Raw genomic sequence first — 16,120 nt, 5'->3', positions numbered from 1 at the left:
CTGTAAAGGAATTTCACCTTTTTCCTAATAGCTGATTGAAATCTATTTAGTTTTTAAAAACACGATCACTGTTGCGATAAAACACTTCCTCTTTATTTTTCAAGGTATTGGCATAACGAGCTGTCACAAACAAATAATCCGATAGACGATTAACAAACACATAAGCATGAGTGTTGATTTCTTCCTGTTCCATCAGAGTGACGATGCGGCGCTCGACTTTACGACAGACGGCACGAGCATAATGCAGCCAGGAGGCCAAGGCGTTTCCGCCAGGCAAAATAAATTTTTCGATCGCTGGGGTTTTATCGGTGTACCAATCGATTTGTAGCTCCAGCCATTTTGTTGGTTTTTCCGTGATTCGCAGGGGAAGCTCCCCATCTATATTTGCTAGATCTGTTCCGACATCAAACAATAAGTGTTGAATTTCAGTCAGTTCCGTAGCTAGCTTGCTGAAGGCTTCTTGCTTTATTTCTTCTTGACTATTGATTAAACCAATGAGTGAGTTTAGTTCGTCGACTTCTCCGTAGGCTTCAATACGGGGAGAGTCTTTCATCAGACGAGGTCGCCCGATTGCACTGGTTTTTCCTTTGTCACCGCTACGCGTATAAACTTTCATTGCAACAAAACCTTTCTCTAAAGTATTGGAAACGTATACAAATAAAGTAACAGATTAGAAAGAGAAAATACATGCCAAATACGAATGTTTAGTATGCCAATTTTTATTTCATTTTAGTTATTTCAAAAAAAGCTTCAAAATAATCAATTTTCGAATAGTAACTATGCAAGTTTGTGAATTCCCCTTTGGAAAGAAAAAGTATCATATTATTGAAAGCGCTTCATAATAACACGGAAGGACGAATGCTATGAAAAATCCGAGAATCGTTGTTGATCGGACAAAGTTAAGAGAGAACATTTCATTTATTGTAGCGAAATTAAAAGAACATGACTTAACGATAACGGCTGTAACAAAAGTATTCAATGCGCATTCACAAATTATTGCTTTATATGAAGAATTTTCTGACATTATTTATTTTGGAGATTCCCGCATTGAAAATTTAATGAGCTATTCCCACTCAAAAAAGCAGAAGATTTTGATTCGGATACCGATGATCAGTGAAATTCCTGAAGTGATCCAATACGCGGATATTAGTTTTAATTCGGAGTTAAAAACGATCCGGCTGCTTGATTGCGAGGCACAAAAGCAAAAGAAACTGCACAAGATTGTCTTAATGGTAGATCTGGGTGATTTGCGGGAAGGTTTTTTCGAAAAGGAAGAGCTGTTTGACTGTATTCGCGAAGTCATGAAACTGAAAAACATTCAAATTTATGGTCTAGCGGTGAATTTGACCTGCTATGGCGCCATCATACCTAGTTCGAAAAATCTTGGAAATTTGGTCGCTATCCAGGAAGAAATCAAGGAACGGTTTGATTTGTCTTTAGAGATGATTTCTGGCGGCAATTCTAGCTCACTGTATCTGCTGGATTCACCAGAGAATCAGCTTCCTAGCGGGATCAATAATTTGAGAATTGGTGAAAGCTTTGTATTAGGAAGAGAAACAGCCTATGGCGCCGACTATCAAGCAATGCATCAAGATGCTTTTACTTTGGTGACAGAGGTGGTCGAAGTAAAGCAAAAGCCTTCCTATCCGATTGGCGAGATTGGCGTGGATGCCTTTGGTAAAAAGCCTCACTACGTTGATAAGGGAAAGATGCTGCGGGGCATAGTGGCGATTGGTCAACAGGATATTGCATTAGAGGATATTTCGCCAAAGGATTCGCAAATCGAAATCTTAGGGGCCAGCTCAGATCACCTACTGTTAGATCTAACACATACTGAAATAGAGTATGAAGTGGGAGATGAGATTGAGTTCTCAGTATCCTATGGATCGGTGTTAAGCACATTTACGAGCAAATACATTAAAAAAGAGTTCATTAATTAAGAGGGGGAAAAAGAATGTCACTCAAAGAACAGCAGGAGAACCAATCAACAGATTCAGCTTCGCTGAAGCGAGGGATGAAGATTCACCACGTTGCGATGCTGAGTGTAGGGGGAACAATTGGAACAGGATTGTTTCTGGGAACGGGATATGTTGTCCAGCAATCTGGTCCCGGTGGAACCTTTGTCGCCTATGCATTTGGTGCATTAATCATGGTTCTTATGATGTTAAGTATGGGAGAAATGCTGGTGCAAATGCCTGTTGCCGGTAACGTTCAAGCCTATGCGACGCAATTTCTAGGCTACGGCGCGGGCTTTACTGTTGGCTGGGTAAAATGGCTGCAGCTAGCAGTCACTGTTCCAACGCAGATTGTGGCTTCAGCGATTATTATGAAAAATATTATTCCGCAGGTGCCATCGATTGTTTGGATCATCGGTTTTGGTCTGCTGCTATTTTTCTTAAATTCGCGATCCAATGAAGAGTATGGCTCCTCTTCGTTCTTTTTCAGCAGTATCAAGGTGATCTTAATCGTTGTTTTCGTTCTGGTTGGTTTAGGGATGATTTTAGGTGTTGGTGGAACTGGTGTGGGCTTAGCGAACTACACCAATGACGGCGGACTATTTCCGACAGGCTTTCGTCCCATTATGATGTCGATGATGACGGCGGTTTTTGCTTATAGCGGCGCAGATATGTTCGCGACAGCTGCTGGTGAAAGTGAAAATCCCGAAAAGAACCTGCCGCGAGCAATCAAAATCAGCTCTTTAAGTATCATCGGCAGCTACGCCTTGACATTGTTTGTTCTGGTTGCGGTTTTACCTTGGCGTGAAGCGGACTTGATGGGCAGCCCGTTTGCCTATGTGTTTGGAAAACTTGGTATTTCTTCAGCAGAAATGATCGTGAACCTGGTTGTTGTTACCTCGGCACTGTCTTCAGCGAACGCCCATGTTTTCGCGGCCGTTCGTACTCTATGGTCAATGGGGCATTTTGAACAGGCTCCTAGTTTCGTAAAAACAGTGAATAAACGCAAAGTGCCAATCAATGCATTGATCGTAACGATGATTTTCGCCGTATTTGCGGTGGCATCAAGCTTCATTTCGCCAGATGTTGTGTATTTATTTTTAACATCATTTATCGGAGCGGCAGAATTGGTGGTTTATTCGATTACCGGAGTCTGCGCCTTGAAGCATCGGAAAGCCTTTTTAGCGAAAGGGAATACGGTAGCGGATCTGAAATTTAAGATTCCACTGTTTCCAGTTGTCCCAATTTTATTAGTCATTTTATGTATTTTAGTGGCAACGGGGATGATTCTTGATCCGACTCAGCGTGGCGCGCTGACAACAGGCGCACCAGTCTTTATCGCCTTATTTGTTGGAAGTACCTTATGGGCGGGGATGAAGAGAAAAGATAAAGGAAAAGCACCAGATAAATCAGTAGAATAAAAAAATTACTTAGGAGGATTCAACTTGAAAAACGTAAAAGTCATTATTTGGGGAATGGGTGCCATGGGAAGCGGCATGGCAAAAATGCTAATGAAGAAAAAGGGTGTCGATGTTGTCGGCGCGATTGATATCGGTGAGAAGATCGGAAAACCAATCTTTGAAGTGTTGGGAGAGGATTTTCCTAACAATGAAAATATAAAAATTAGTACGGCAGAGGATGCGATTACAGAAAAAGCAGCGGATATTGTTCTATTATGTACGGATTCCTTTACAGTAAAGGCCTTCGATAAGATTAAAAAAATCGTCGAAAACAAGATCAATGTCATCACCAGCGCTGAAGAAATGGCCTTTCCAATGGCACAAAATCCAGCGTTAGCAGAGCAATTAGATAAATTAGCCAAAGAAAATGGCGTGTCCATTCTGGGAACAGGCATTAATCCGGGATTGATTATGGATGTATTGGTACTGGTAATGACGGGTGCTTGCGAGGATATCAAACATATCACTTCTCGTCGCGTAAACTCCCTCTCTCCATTTGGAAAAGCGGTAATGGAGGAGCAAGGAATCGGTATTTCTGTAGAAGAATTTGAACAAGGAAAGAAGGATGGCACCTTGGCGGGTCACGTCGGCTTCCCAGAATCGATGCTAATGATTGCGAAGGCTTTGGGAGTCGAGTTAGATACCGTTAAACAATCCATGGATGCGATTGTAACAGAGGTTGATCGTGTGGCTCCACACGGCGAAGCAAAAGCAGGCACGGTTGCCGGTGTTTCCATGAAGGCAAGTGGAATCAAGGATGGCAAAGAGCTGATCGCCATGGACCATCCGCAACAGATCGAGCCAGAGCAGGTAGGGGTCCAAACGGGAGATTATGTCATTATTGACGGAAATCCTCAGGTAAATCTAGTGAATTCACCAGAAATTGAAGGCGGAGTTGGAACGATCGCTATGTGTGTCAATATGATTCCCCAAACAATTAACGCGCGTCCAGGTTTAGTCAGCATGATTGACTTGCCGGTTCCTCATGCGATTTTAGGAGATTTTAGAGATCAAATCCATGAAGAGGCAAAAATCGTTTAAGAGACAGGAAAGGGTAGAAAAGATGATAAAAAGCGGAAGTTGGGTGCAGATTCATTCAGTTGTGCTAAAGACGAATGAACGGGCACCGCAAGTACCAGATAGCACCAAAAAAGTCCCGCTTGAAATGTGGGTCAAGGGTTTTTTACAAGAGGATGGCGACATCGGAGAAGAAGTAACGATCAAAACCGTCACCGGTCGGATAGAAACGGGGCGCTTGGTTCAGGTTGATCCGACATTTACTCATAGCTTCGGAAATTTTGTTCCGGAGATTGTCGAGATTGATCAGATGCTGAGAAGAGAATTATTTGGAGGTGCAGATTAGTGAGAGACGACAGTTATCAAGCCGTCATGGCACGTCGCGGAGAGCTGATGGAGGCCTCATTGCAAATCAACTATGAAGAATTTGAGCTAGAAGGTGTAGCCTTTGATTACGAGAAAATGATGTCAGAGGCTGCCTATTCGATGGAGGAAATGATTGAGATTCAACGCTCGTTAGGTGTGGGGAATACACCCATTGTCGAGCTGAAGAATGTAACCCAGCTCGCCAGAAAATATGCGCCGAAAGGAAACGGCGCGCGGATTTTTGTAAAGGATGAAGCGGCCAATGCTTCAGGAAGCTTCAAGGATCGACGCGCAGCCATCTCGGTGTATCATGCCAAGAAATTAGGCTACGAAGGTGTGGTGACCGCAACTAGCGGAAACTACGGTGCGGCAGTCGCGTGTCATGCCGCAAAACTTGGCTTGAAGTGTATTGTTGTTCAGGAATGCTTTGATTCAAAGGGGGTCGGACAGCCAGAAATCGTTGAAAAGGCTCGTAAATGTGAAGCTTTAGGTGCGGAGGTTGTCCAGCTGACAGTTGGACCGGAATTATTTTATCAATTCCTAAAACTAATTGAAAAAACCGGCTTCTTCAATGCTTCCTTATATACCCCCTTTGGAATCGCGGGCGTTGAGACCTTAGGCTATGAAATCGTCCAGCAGTTCAACCAGCTTGGTCAACAGCCGGATATCGTTGTGGCTACAAATGCGGGCGGTGGAAACCTGACTGGTACTGCTCGGGGAATGCGCAAAGCGGGAAATACAGAGACGAAAATTGTTGGCGCTAGTGTCGATTTGCAGGGACTGCACATGGCATCAGATGTAGATTTTAATCGGAAATCATTTACGACTGGACATACCGGCTTTGGTGTACCTTTCACGACTTCACCAGATCGGTCAGATGTTCCGCGCTCGGCCGCGCGTCCACTGCGTTACATGGATCGTTACGTGAAAATTCGTCAGGGTGAAGTGTTCTTTATCACCGAAGCTTTAGCCAACTTGGAAGGATTAGAAAAGGGTCCAGCAGGAAATACGTCCTTAGCCGCTGCCTTTGTCTTGGCGCAAGAGATGCGGGAGGATCAAATCATTTTAGTTCAAGAAACGGAATATACCGGCGCTGGCAAGAGTGTTCAGCCGCAGCTATCTTTTGCACGAGAAAATGGGATTGATGTTCGTTTTGGTAATCCAGCAGAGGAGATCCCAGGAAAATCGATCATCTTACCTTCTTCACCGGAAAAAATCTCAGTGAACGATATTGATTTGGCTTACTTGAAGCAATCACTGGTGAAGAATGTCTTAAAGACGACTGATAAGCCATTATCCGAGGGTGAACTGGAGTACTTAGCTGAAGAGATCAACGGGACTGTTGAGCAGGTCCAACAACTCATTAAAAATTTGAACTAAGAGGTGACGGAAGTGGAAAAGATAAAATTTGAGGATGCGAGAAAGCATTTAGCTGATTTAAGCGATGAGGAATTGAAGGCACGTTTTTGGCAACTAGCAGAAGAGGTCGTTGAACCGATGCTGGACATGGGGAAAAAATACACCTCGCCGTCAATTGAACGTTCTGTCTTATTACGAATGGGCTTCTCATCCATTGAAGCGACAGAAATTGTTAAACGCGTGCTGTCTCATGAGCTGATGGGCAAAGGAGCCGGACACATCGTTTATCGAATCGCCAAAGAAAATGACATGAGCGTCCGAGCTGCCGGATTAAAACTAGCTGATGGCGAACTTTGGGAACAAGTAGATCGTATCTTCAAGGAGGCAAACTAAGATGTCAAAAGAGATGAAGCTTGATGAAAATAAAAAGTTAGATATACACGAAATTTTAGACGATTTAGCCAATTATCGTCCAAGACGTCGCGGCTGGTCATGGCGTACGCCAGTTCCACGCTACAAGATGCACAGCTTTGAATACCATGACATGGCAGAATCCTTAAAAAAATATGTTCCCTTACCGTCCGCAAAATATTTTGACAATATTGATCCTCAAGGAACCTCTTCAATTACAACGGAAATCGCTTCAGGTCGTTTTGAAGATGATATTCGCAGAATGCGGATGGCCGCATGGCATGGCGCCGATCATCTGATGGTGATTCGTACGGCGGGCCAGTCTCATTTTGAAGGGCTGATTGAGGGCACACCGCAAGGAATCGGTGGTATTCCCATTACGCGGAAACAAGTTCGAGCACAAAGAAAAGCGTTAGATGCGATTGAAGACGAAGTCGGTCGTCCAATTAATTATCATAGCTACGTTTCAGGAATCGCTGGTCCAGAGGTTGCGGTAATGTTCGCCGAAGAAGGAGTTAACGGCGCCCACCAAGATCCGCAATACAATGTATTGTATCGCAATATTAATATGATTCGTTCATTTGTCGATGCCTGTGAATCGAAAAAGGTGATGGCTTGGGCAGGAATCGCCCAAATTGACGGGGCGCACAACGCGAATGCAACGGCACGCGAAGCCTGGAAGGTTATGCCTGAGCTGATGGTCCAGCACGCGATTAATTCGATCTTCTCCCATAAAGTCGGAATGGAAAAATCAGACATCTGCTTGTCCACCGTTCCGCCAACGGCACCACCAGCACCGTCAATGTACCTAGACCTGCCGTATGCTGTTGCTTTACGGGAATTTTTCAGCGACTATCGGATGCGTGCACAGCAGAATACAAAATACATGGAGGCCTCAACCCGTGAAGCGACGGTGACCCATGTACTGAATCTATTGATCTCAAAATTAACCAGTGCCGATATCCAATCAACTATTACGCCAGACGAGGGTCGAAATGTTCCTTGGCATATTTACAATATCGAAGCCGTGGACACCGCGAAACAGGTTTTCCAAGGGTTAGATGGCTTTGGTGATATGGTGAAGCTGCTTGATGATGGCCCGTTACGAGAAACCGCTCGTGAAATCAAAGAAAGAGCGGTCCTGTTCTTTGAAGGAATCATTGAAGCTGGCGGCTACTTCCAAGCAGTTGAAGATGCCTTCTTCGTAGATTCTGGAAATTATCCAGAGCGAAATGAGGACGGCATTTCTCGCAAAATTAATGGCGGTGTTGGAGAAAATACAGTCTATGAACGAGATGAAGATTATTTAGCGCCCGTTACTGCCCATTATGGCTATAATAATGTTGCGCAATACGATGAAGGTGCGGTAGAAGATCCTGCGAGTCTAATTGGCGGCTCTACTTTTGAAAAACCGGAGAAAATTATTTTTATCGATGAACTGGATGAAAATGACAACGTCAATGTTCGTTTAGAAGAAAACAAAGAGCTTAGAGAAAAGGGATTGATCAAGCCAGAAGCAGAATGGCAGGGCGATGGGATTATCCTGCTAACAATGATGCTCCCAGAATCAAAACGCGTGGCAGAATTTGCGGCGCTAGAAATTGGGAAGAAGATGGGGCTGGTGGATTGCGAAGTGATCAACAAGGAAGTGATGCAGGCCGCCGAAGGAACACGAATCGAGCTAAAAGGTCGGGTACCATTTACGATTGATAAAGCCACGCTAGTCATTCCTGAAGAACCAAAAACATTATCGGACGATGAAATTCGCGAAGAAGTAAAACGCAAAAAAATGGTGATTGTCGCAGGAACAGTAGGCGAAGATGAGCACTCTGTAGGATTGCGGGAAATCATCGACATCAAACACGGCGGAATTGAAAAATACGGTATGGAAGTCCATTACTTAGGAACGAGCGTACCAGTCGAAAAATTGGTAGATGCGGCGATTGAATTAAATGCCGATGCAATCCTAGCGTCAACGATTATCAGTCATGATGATATTCATTACCGCAACATGAAACGGATTCACGAATTAGCGATTGAAAAAGGTGTTCGTGAAAAACTCATGATCATGGCTGGCGGAACTCAAGTTGTTCCAGAGATCGCTGTTGAAAATGGAATGGACGCTGGCTTTGGACGGGGAAGCAACGGGGCAAATGTCGCAACAGCGTTAGTAGAGCGCAGGAAAGAAATGGAAAGAGAAGAAGTCTAATGAAAATTGATATCTTAGTAGCAGAGATCGGGTCGACGACAACCGTGGTTAATGCTTTTCAAGGTATCCATGGAGCGCAGCCTGTCTTTTTAGGACAAGGACAGGCTGCAACAACGGTGTTAGAGGGTGATGTTCGAATCGGTCTAGAGAACAGCATCAAGGATCTGCAGGAACAGCTGGAGGTGGATCAGCTCTCCTATGACGAGATGTTCGCCACATCCAGTGCGGCCGGTGGGCTAAAAATGACTGTTCATGGGCTGGTCTTTGATATGACTGCACGCGCGGCCAAAGAAGCGGCGTTGGGAGCAGGAGCGATTGTTCATATGGTGACAGCTGGAAAATTACGGCGAACAGATATGAAAAAAATTGCGGATGCTTCGCCAAACATTATTTTGATTGCCGGCGGCGTGGATTATGGCGAACGTGAAACGGCATTAGACAATGCAGAAAAAATCGTTGACTTAGGTCTGTCGATTCCCGTGATTTACGCGGGGAATGTTGAAAACAATGAAGAGATCAAGCTGATTTTTGAAAATAGTCAACAGGAGCTGTACATTGTTGAAAATGTTTTTCCAAAAATTGACGAGCTGAATGTCGAGCCGACACGCAGGGTGATTCAAAATGCCTTTGAAAAGCACATCATCCACGCGCCTGGAATGGAGCATATTCACGATCTGGTAAATGAAACCATTACACCAACTCCCGCGGCGGTAATGAATTTAAGCCAGCTAATCTATGAAAAAATCGGTGATGTCTTAGTCGTCGACGTGGGTGGCGCAACAACGGATGTGTATTCTGTCACCGAGGGAACCGATGCTATTTCAAAAATTCAAGTTGCTCCTGAGCCAGTAGCCAAGAGGACGGTTGAAGGTGATCTGGGTATGTTTGTCAATATGGAGCATGTCATCGAGATTGTTGGTGAAGAGCAGCTTGTCAAAGAAGGACATCATCTGGAAAAGCTGCGGCAGGAGTATCATTCGATTCCTAAGAATAAAGAAGAAAGAGCATTTGTTGAACGATTGACCGAAGTAGCCGTGAAGACGGCGGTAGATCGGCATGTTGGCGCTCTGCGCTATGTTTATGGGCCTTCCGGTAGAGATACCCTAGCCCAAGGGAAGGATCTGTCGAATATTCGCTATGTCATTGGAACCGGAGGCGCATTGACACGATTAAAGAATGGTCCAGACATTTTGAAGAATATCCGTAAAGAAGATTCGGATACCAAACTATTGCCAACAGGCATTCCGAAGGTTTTGATTGATCAAGATTACATTATGTCCTCATTGGGAGTCTTAGCCTGTAAATACCCCGATGAAGCCTTGAAGCTGCTAGAATCTTCATTAGGCTATCCGCTGTTAAGTGAGGAGTTAATTTCTAGTGCTGCTGCTTCTCAATAAGAAGCTTCTATGCTAAACTAATGGTAGTTTAATACAATTGAGTGCGTAATAGTCGTTACGACTAGGATGGAAGTTGGTGAAAATCCAACGCTGTACCCGCAACTGTAAGGATCGTAGTATCCAAGTCAGGAACATCGTGCGTGCTCAATCACTTTTTCGGGAGTAAGAAAGTGGCTATAAAACCATGAAAGTAGCCGCTTTGTCTCATAACAAAGCGGCTTTTTTGTTGTTTAAAAAGATTCCCCAATCTTTTTAAAACATGTAATAAGAGATCAGATCCATTGGACTTTGGCGGTCTTCGAGTGGGCCTGACTTTGCTGACAGATAAGTGAATACAAATTTTGAATACTTTCATGGTTGCTGCTTGCTTTATTAATTACCACATTAACAGGTTCATTTGTCGAAAGCTCTTTGATGATTGAAATTTGTTTTGATTCAATCAAATGGCGAATTCTTCCGGCTCGAACGATTCCCAGCATGCTATTGTTCAAGACGGCTTCTTGCACCACTTCATCACTTGTCGAGTCAATGATTTGTGGCGTGTTCAGGGATTGCTTAAAAGAGTTGTGGTAGTTATAATATTCAGATTGATCTACAACGATTGGATAACGTTCAAAATAGTCCTCCAAATGGAAATTAGGACGATAATACTTTGTGTTGACACATAAGATAACGCTTTCATAATCGATCGTTTCATAACTCAAATCAGAAGATGCGATATTGCCTGAAATAATTCCGATATCGATCTCATTTTTTAACAGCCGACTAATTGTTTCTTCATTGCTAGAGCCATGCAACTGAAAAGATACCGTCGGATTTTTTTTGCTTATTTGACGAATTGCCGGTAAAAAATAGCGGAAGCAGTAGTAGTCGTGACCTTGTAAATGAATTAAATGATTCTTTCCATGTTCGCTAGGAATTCCCTCGATTAGATTCACTTCTCTTAGAATATTGATTGCACGTTTATATAACTGTTCTCCTGCATAGGTTAATACATATTTTCCTCCACGTTTCTCTAATAAGATGGTTCCTAGATGTTCTTCTAAGCTGCGTATATGCTTTGTAACGGTTGGCTGTGAGTAATTCAATTTAATAGCAGCTTTCGTAAAATTCAATTCCTCAGCAACGACTTGAAACGTTTGCAATGTTCGAAACTCCATAATCTCCCTCCAATTATTTTTATTCAAAAAATAATTTCCACAAAAAGCATTTTCGTTAAAAACTATTTTTAACATTACTACTATTATAATAGAAACAAAGCCCATTGTATAGGGAACGAACGGTATTAAGCCCATGGATAAATGACGATAAAAAAACAGGTGTTGTGAATATCGTGGTGTTATGGCTCCGATTGCCCTTGACAATGAACCTCCTCGTATCTGATTCTCTCCGGCAGAAGTGTAATCATTTAATCATGCTGCCTCTCCATACGAATTCCAACAAATTCTTGACGCAATCTGATAAGTGAAGAACTAGAACTATTTGATTAGCCACGCCATAATGAACCTGCGAAACGAAATAAAGTGAACATTTTTACACCAACTCCTAAAACTACTTTATTTACGCACGAAAGAATTACATGCGAAGTGGGCAGGTGTTCGAATCCAGAACTGGGCTATGGTGCTTAATCAATTAATGATCAACGAGACCTTCTCCTCTAGAATTGAAAAGTATGCGATTTACCTTCCGTAACAACGGTAGGTTTATTCAACTATGTGTCCCATCAAAATTTAGCTGATTTCAAATTTGATCGTGCATCTATAAAGTTAGAACTAAAAGAAAAATCTTCTATTGGGATTTTGTGTACATTTCCAATGGCTTTGTCAGTATTGTCCACTTATACAATAAATCGTTCATTTCTATTTTCCATCATTCTATGGGGAGCTGCTGTAACTATCCATTTCATACTATTACTTCACTTTTCAATATTAATAAGAAAATCATTTGTCTTAAAAGATTGTTCTTCAAGCTATTTTATTGTTTATGTTGGCTTTGCAGTGAATGCATTTATTGCTCCGTCATACCTGGAAAATGATTTTTTTGCTAAAATGGTCTTTTTTATTGGCATAATGGGCTTTATCGTGTTATTGCCTATACTTTTTTACCGCTATATAGTGATTAATCATATTCCAAGGGCTATGTTTCCTACAATCGTCATTTTCGCTTCTCCAGCAAGTGTACTGTTAAACGCATATGTAAAAATCTGGGGAGAGCAAGTTAATCTCTTTGTTTGTCTAGTTTTATTGGTAATCGTCATAGTATTATGGCTATTTTCCATTATCCAAATTCCGAAAATAGTCAAGAATGGTTTTTTTCCTAGTTTTTCTTCCCTAACGTTTCCAACTGTAATAACAGCCGTTGCTACAAATTCGGTATATGGAATTTTTCAGGCACAGGATTATGAGATGAGTGTGATTGAATCATTTTTGATGTTATCTAAGGTAACCGCATTTTTATTAGTTATGTACGCGGTTATCAAATATACTGAGTTTCTTTTTAGGAAACTCCTCATTAGTGTTGCAAAGAATTCCCAATCACTGAAGCCTTAACTTCCAGCTATCCAACTACAAGGAAGTCCTTTTTACTATTCTTGGATGACTTATCTAGGACCAATAAAAAGGTCCAACGCATGGACTCTTGCGCATTGTGACCAATCGTTTTGATGTTTCGTCCACTGAAACCGCTAAGAAGCATTTCATAATAACTGACCAAGCAAAAGATCAGTAGCTAAATAATGAAAAACCAACCTTGCTGAACATAGCGGGGTTTTTCATTTACCCAGAGATTGTCCTAGACTCTTTCCATTTTCACGTAATCTCCAAAAATATCGACGGTTTCTTCTTTACCTTCCTTCAATCGAATCAACTAGCAAGATTATTTTATTCATTAATCAAGTAATGTAGGTGAGATTCATTAAGTGGTAAAGGATAATCAATCAGTCATATATAGGATTAGTGAGAATATGAAAGTTGTGTATGTGGTGAGTGTAATTGTTGAATAATATTAGAAAGTTCGTCCGTGTTAATGGCTTTTTTGGTATACTAATAAAAAAAGATGATCGATTAAGTACTGTTGAAACTGCTAGTAGATGCGGATAATGTTGCTACTTATTTTAGAAATGATGATGCCAATTTTTTCACTAATAGGATAAATGAAGTGTGCGATTGGTTGCGAAATTCAAAACTTCTAACATTAGAACCGATTGATTTATATCAAGTTTTGGAAGATTTTAAAAAGAAGAAATTGAGAGTACTCCGCAAGTTTCTGCGCAAAAAATGTTATTAGTGTCGGGTTCACAAGCTACTCTAGATTCTGCAGATTCAGAGACGATAATTTTACCAATTTTGGGTGAGTTGAAGCAACTGATTGAGGATAACGATGATCTATTTTCACAATCCCCTGATATCAAACTGCTACTTGAGAATTTTATAGTAGAAACTGAAGAAGAAGCGCATTTACCATGGATAACATTTACTTGGAATAATAGGATTAAGAGCAAGAGAATTCAAATTAAATTTGTACTGTCAGATCAAGAATATACCTTGTTGAACTATTACCACCATTCAAGAGGGAGGGGCGGGATGTATGATGCCACTAAATGCTTACTCGAAAAGTATTGCGAAATCCAAAATTGCTAAATTTGATTCTGTGAATGCTGATCAAGTGGATGTTTTTTTGTCTAAACTAGACGACTATAATAATAAAAGGTTATATGCTTCCTATATTCAAAAATTCTTTAATATCAATCAAAAGGAAACATTTTTCATTATAAACTCTCTTTTGGATTCCAATATCATTGATCCGCGTTTTCAAATTAAGGTTGGAGATCGTTTTTTATCAGGCGAGTTCAAAAAACTATCTGATGTTCCTGAGACCATCTTCGATGAAGAAAATGGACACGATATATCGATAAAATATAAAGATAATATATTTGTTTTTTATAGGGTGAATGTCTAATGGACGAGATTAGTATAGATAATGTAATATCTTTATTAACCGATAGTCTAGAACGCTTCAAAGACGAAATACGTTTTTCTAAAGAGCAATCTGATCAAATTAATAATACAATAACCCAATTAATAGATGGTACTTTTCCCTCTGAGAAAAGCAAAGGGGAAGCATTTGAGAAAGTTATTGAAGATATTTTTTGCGTTCACAAGCTTTTTAGAGTAGAAACGAATATACGTACTTCAACAAATGAAATTGATCTTTTGCTTATTCCAACATTGTATGGAACAAGTTTAATAGAGTTTGTATTTAATAGATTTTTAGTTGGAAATATTATTGTAGAGTGCAAAAACTACAATAAGAAAGTGGATGTTACTTGGATAGGCAAATTAGCTTCTTTATTAGATATCTCCAAAGTTGGTGTAGGTTTATTGATAACCAAAAAAGGTATTACGGGAAGAGGCAATTGGGACGCGGGTAAAGGATTGATTAGAAAAGTTTCTCTTAGAAAGAATATTATCATTATTGATTTAGTATTAAATGATTTTGTCGATTTAGAGGGGAAAACGTTACTAGATATCATAAAAACAAAAATTGATTCTTTAAATCTGGACATCAGTTTTGATAAACTTTGGACCAGTCACCCATTAGAAAGTCAATTTAAACTTCAGGATTGATTTTTAAGTAGAACTATTTGTGTTTTCTCAAGGTAGTTAGAAATTGTTGTTTTTTAAATTTCTCATCTATCCTTCATACTAAATGAGAATATTAAAATAAACGCTGAATTTGATTATACTTAGAAACACTTAAAACATGATATAATGTACATCAGTAAGCATTCTAAAAGGAGTTGACGAGATATGTCTGATTACAAATACTCGGTAAAAAATACGACTAAAATCGAGCGTGAGAAGCTCCGCAATGTTGCTTTGAGCTATTCAACTTTAGATGCTGCGGAACCTTCTGATGATACTATGAAATTAGTGGAGGAGTATGTGGCAGGTAATATGGAAATTGCGGATGCCTTAGAAACGGTTATTGAAAAATATCGTGCAATGGGTCTAAAAAATGCTTGATCCTTATTTGATTCCAGATACTGATGTCTTGCAAAATAAACTAGGTATAGCGGATAAGGATCTTCTTGAAAAAGCTGAAGCGGATATCACGTATTTAAAATTGTTAGATATTGATGCTTGGTTTGAAAATAAGCCGCTCAACTACGAAACATTTCTTGAAGTTCATAAATACATTTTTGGTGATCTATACGAGTGGGCAGGGCAGATTAGAACGATAGATATCTATAAAGAAGAAGCTGTTTTGGGCGGCGTGTCGTTAACATACGGTGAAATCTCATCAATTCAGTTTCAAATTGAAACGATTATTGATAATCTGAACCAAGTGGAATGGTCCAATATTAGTGTGGAAGATATGATTCCGTTGTTTTCAGACTTGATTACTCAATTATGGTTAATCCATCCGTTTAGAGAGGGAAATACCCGAACAGTTATGCGCTTTGCCGGTCTATTTGCAAATGCTAAAGGATTTCCGTTGAACTCAAAACTTTTACGAGATCATGCCAGCTATGTAAGAAAGTCATTGGTTTTATATTGTGTTGATGAAGCACCTGAAAAAGAATATTTTTTAAAAATCATGACAGATGCAATCAATGATTTTTAGTTCTATTATAAAAGTAGTCATGTTCTGGTTTGCAAATGATTTCTAGGTACGTTTTTAGGTACGAATACTTTAAAATTGGTTAAAATTCATTGAATTAGTATTTTTATAAAATCGCTAATTAATATTGGTATTACAACGAATTTTTGAATATATGTTATTTTATGTGCGGAACCAGGTCTTAAGAAAGCACGTAAAGCTTCACGGTTCTCAAAACGTTAATATATCCTTATATATCAACATTTCAGACACTTTCCAATTTTTGGAGAGTGTCTTTTTTATGCCGCTTGTTTTCTAAATTCGTTTGGTGAAAGTTCGTTCAAC

General features: G+C 40.5%; 15 protein-coding genes, 1 pseudogene and 1 riboswitch. Of the genes and pseudogenes, 14 read left to right on the top strand and 2 right to left on the bottom strand.

All coding sequences use genetic code 11. The features are described from left to right. Positions 1-46 precede the first annotated feature (46 nt). A complete protein-coding gene (locus AC4J95_RS05080) occupies positions 47-616 on the bottom strand; it encodes a cob(I)yrinic acid a,c-diamide adenosyltransferase (protein ID WP_494548885.1) in 570 nt (189 codons plus the stop codon). A gap of 247 nt (positions 617-863) precedes the next feature. Here AC4J95_RS05080 and orr point away from each other — a divergent pair, with 247 nt between their 5' ends. Genes orr through AC4J95_RS05040 form a run of 8 tightly spaced genes read left to right on the top strand, consistent with a single transcriptional unit; the run spans position 864 to position 10,174 of the window. Continuing rightward, on the top strand, positions 864-1,940 hold the full coding sequence (orr, locus tag AC4J95_RS05075; protein ID WP_494548884.1) for an ornithine racemase Orr: 1,077 nt from the start codon (positions 864-866) through the stop codon (positions 1,938-1,940). Positions 1,941-1,954: 14 nt separating this feature from the next. Further along, entirely contained in the window at positions 1,955-3,376 is a 1,422-nt protein-coding gene (locus tag AC4J95_RS05070) for an amino acid permease (RefSeq protein WP_494548883.1), read from the top strand. A gap of 24 nt (positions 3,377-3,400) precedes the next feature. Next, positions 3,401-4,456, top strand: a complete 1,056-nt coding sequence (ord, locus tag AC4J95_RS05065; protein ID WP_494548882.1) for a 2,4-diaminopentanoate dehydrogenase — start codon at positions 3,401-3,403, stop codon at positions 4,454-4,456. 22 nt (positions 4,457-4,478) lie between these two features. After that, a complete protein-coding gene (ortA, locus tag AC4J95_RS05060; RefSeq protein WP_494548881.1) occupies positions 4,479-4,778 on the top strand; it encodes a 2-amino-4-oxopentanoate thiolase subunit OrtA in 300 nt (99 codons plus the stop codon). After that, the gene (gene ortB / locus AC4J95_RS05055) at positions 4,778-6,178 is read left to right on the top strand and encodes a 2-amino-4-oxopentanoate thiolase subunit OrtB (RefSeq protein WP_494548880.1); all 1,401 of its coding nucleotides are present in this window, start codon (positions 4,778-4,780) and stop codon (positions 6,176-6,178) included. Before ortA ends, ortB begins: the two co-directional genes overlap by 1 nt. 12 nt (positions 6,179-6,190) lie before the next feature. Continuing rightward, positions 6,191-6,550, top strand: a complete 360-nt coding sequence (locus AC4J95_RS05050; protein ID WP_494548879.1) for an ornithine aminomutase subunit alpha — start codon at positions 6,191-6,193, stop codon at positions 6,548-6,550. A gap of 1 nt (position 6,551) precedes the next feature. Beyond that, positions 6,552-8,777 carry a D-ornithine 4,5-aminomutase subunit OraE gene (gene oraE, locus AC4J95_RS05045; protein WP_494548878.1) on the top strand — a complete coding sequence of 742 codons (2,226 nt, stop codon included), beginning with the start codon at positions 6,552-6,554 and terminating at the stop codon, positions 8,775-8,777. Beyond that, a complete protein-coding gene (locus AC4J95_RS05040; RefSeq protein ID WP_494548877.1) occupies positions 8,777-10,174 on the top strand; it encodes a GlmL-related ornithine degradation protein in 1,398 nt (465 codons plus the stop codon). Before oraE ends, AC4J95_RS05040 begins: the two co-directional genes overlap by 1 nt. A 26-nt stretch (positions 10,175-10,200) precedes the next feature. After that, positions 10,201-10,332, top strand: a riboswitch (cobalamin riboswitch). Between the two features lie 114 nt (positions 10,333-10,446). Here the strand turns inward: AC4J95_RS05040 and AC4J95_RS05035 are convergent. Continuing rightward, the gene (locus tag AC4J95_RS05035) at positions 10,447-11,334 is read right to left on the bottom strand and encodes a LysR family transcriptional regulator (protein ID WP_494548876.1); all 888 of its coding nucleotides are present in this window, start codon (positions 11,332-11,334) and stop codon (positions 10,447-10,449) included. 382 nt (positions 11,335-11,716) lie between these two features. Between AC4J95_RS05035 and AC4J95_RS05030 the strand changes: the two are divergent. The 6 genes and pseudogenes from AC4J95_RS05030 to AC4J95_RS05005 form a co-directional block, all read left to right on the top strand. After that, positions 11,717-11,866 (top strand): annotated as a pseudogene (locus tag AC4J95_RS05030) (IS256 family transposase); the annotation flags it as partial. A 23-nt stretch (positions 11,867-11,889) separates the two neighbouring features. Beyond that, entirely contained in the window at positions 11,890-12,723 is an 834-nt protein-coding gene (locus AC4J95_RS05025; protein ID WP_494548875.1) for an SLAC1 family transporter, read from the top strand. Positions 12,724-13,759: 1,036 nt separating this feature from the next. Next, entirely contained in the window at positions 13,760-14,131 is a 372-nt protein-coding gene (locus AC4J95_RS05020) for a hypothetical protein (RefSeq protein ID WP_494548874.1), read from the top strand. Further along, entirely contained in the window at positions 14,131-14,799 is a 669-nt protein-coding gene (locus tag AC4J95_RS05015; RefSeq protein ID WP_494548873.1) for a restriction endonuclease, read from the top strand. The genes AC4J95_RS05020 and AC4J95_RS05015 overlap by 1 nt, the downstream gene beginning before the upstream one ends. A 183-nt stretch (positions 14,800-14,982) precedes the next feature. Next, complete coding sequence (locus AC4J95_RS05010; protein ID WP_104876116.1) at positions 14,983-15,198, top strand: hypothetical protein; 216 nt, start codon at positions 14,983-14,985, stop codon at positions 15,196-15,198. Beyond that, positions 15,191-15,799 carry a Fic/DOC family protein gene (locus tag AC4J95_RS05005; protein WP_494548872.1) on the top strand — a complete coding sequence of 203 codons (609 nt, stop codon included), beginning with the start codon at positions 15,191-15,193 and terminating at the stop codon, positions 15,797-15,799. The genes AC4J95_RS05010 and AC4J95_RS05005 overlap by 8 nt, the downstream gene beginning before the upstream one ends. The last annotated feature ends 321 nt before the right edge of the window (positions 15,800-16,120 follow it).

This window comes from Enterococcus sp. GPZ-007, from assembly GCF_059374735.1.
This window is presented reverse-complemented; position numbering and strand designations above follow the sequence as displayed.

Bases quoted from the DNA above. Each gene is read 5' to 3' on its own strand.
- AC4J95_RS05080 (WP_494548885.1), bottom strand. From the start codon at position 616: ATGAAAGTTTATACGCGTAGCGGTGACAAAGGAAAAACCAGTGCAATC.
- orr (WP_494548884.1), top strand. From the start codon at position 864: ATGAAAAATCCGAGAATCGTTGTTGATCGGACAAAGTTAAGAGAGAAC.
- AC4J95_RS05070 (WP_494548883.1), top strand. From the start codon at position 1,955: ATGTCACTCAAAGAACAGCAGGAGAACCAATCAACAGATTCAGCTTCG.
- ortA (WP_494548881.1), top strand. From the start codon at position 4,479: ATGATAAAAAGCGGAAGTTGGGTGCAGATTCATTCAGTTGTGCTAAAG.
- oraE (WP_494548878.1), top strand. From the start codon at position 6,552: ATGTCAAAAGAGATGAAGCTTGATGAAAATAAAAAGTTAGATATACAC.
- AC4J95_RS05040 (WP_494548877.1), top strand. From the start codon at position 8,777: ATGAAAATTGATATCTTAGTAGCAGAGATCGGGTCGACGACAACCGTG.
- AC4J95_RS05035 (WP_494548876.1), bottom strand. From the start codon at position 11,334: ATGGAGTTTCGAACATTGCAAACGTTTCAAGTCGTTGCTGAGGAATTG.
- AC4J95_RS05020 (WP_494548874.1), top strand. From the start codon at position 13,760: ATGATGCCACTAAATGCTTACTCGAAAAGTATTGCGAAATCCAAAATT.
- AC4J95_RS05015 (WP_494548873.1), top strand. From the start codon at position 14,131: ATGGACGAGATTAGTATAGATAATGTAATATCTTTATTAACCGATAGT.
- AC4J95_RS05010 (WP_104876116.1), top strand. From the start codon at position 14,983: ATGTCTGATTACAAATACTCGGTAAAAAATACGACTAAAATCGAGCGT.
- AC4J95_RS05005 (WP_494548872.1), top strand. From the start codon at position 15,191: ATGCTTGATCCTTATTTGATTCCAGATACTGATGTCTTGCAAAATAAA.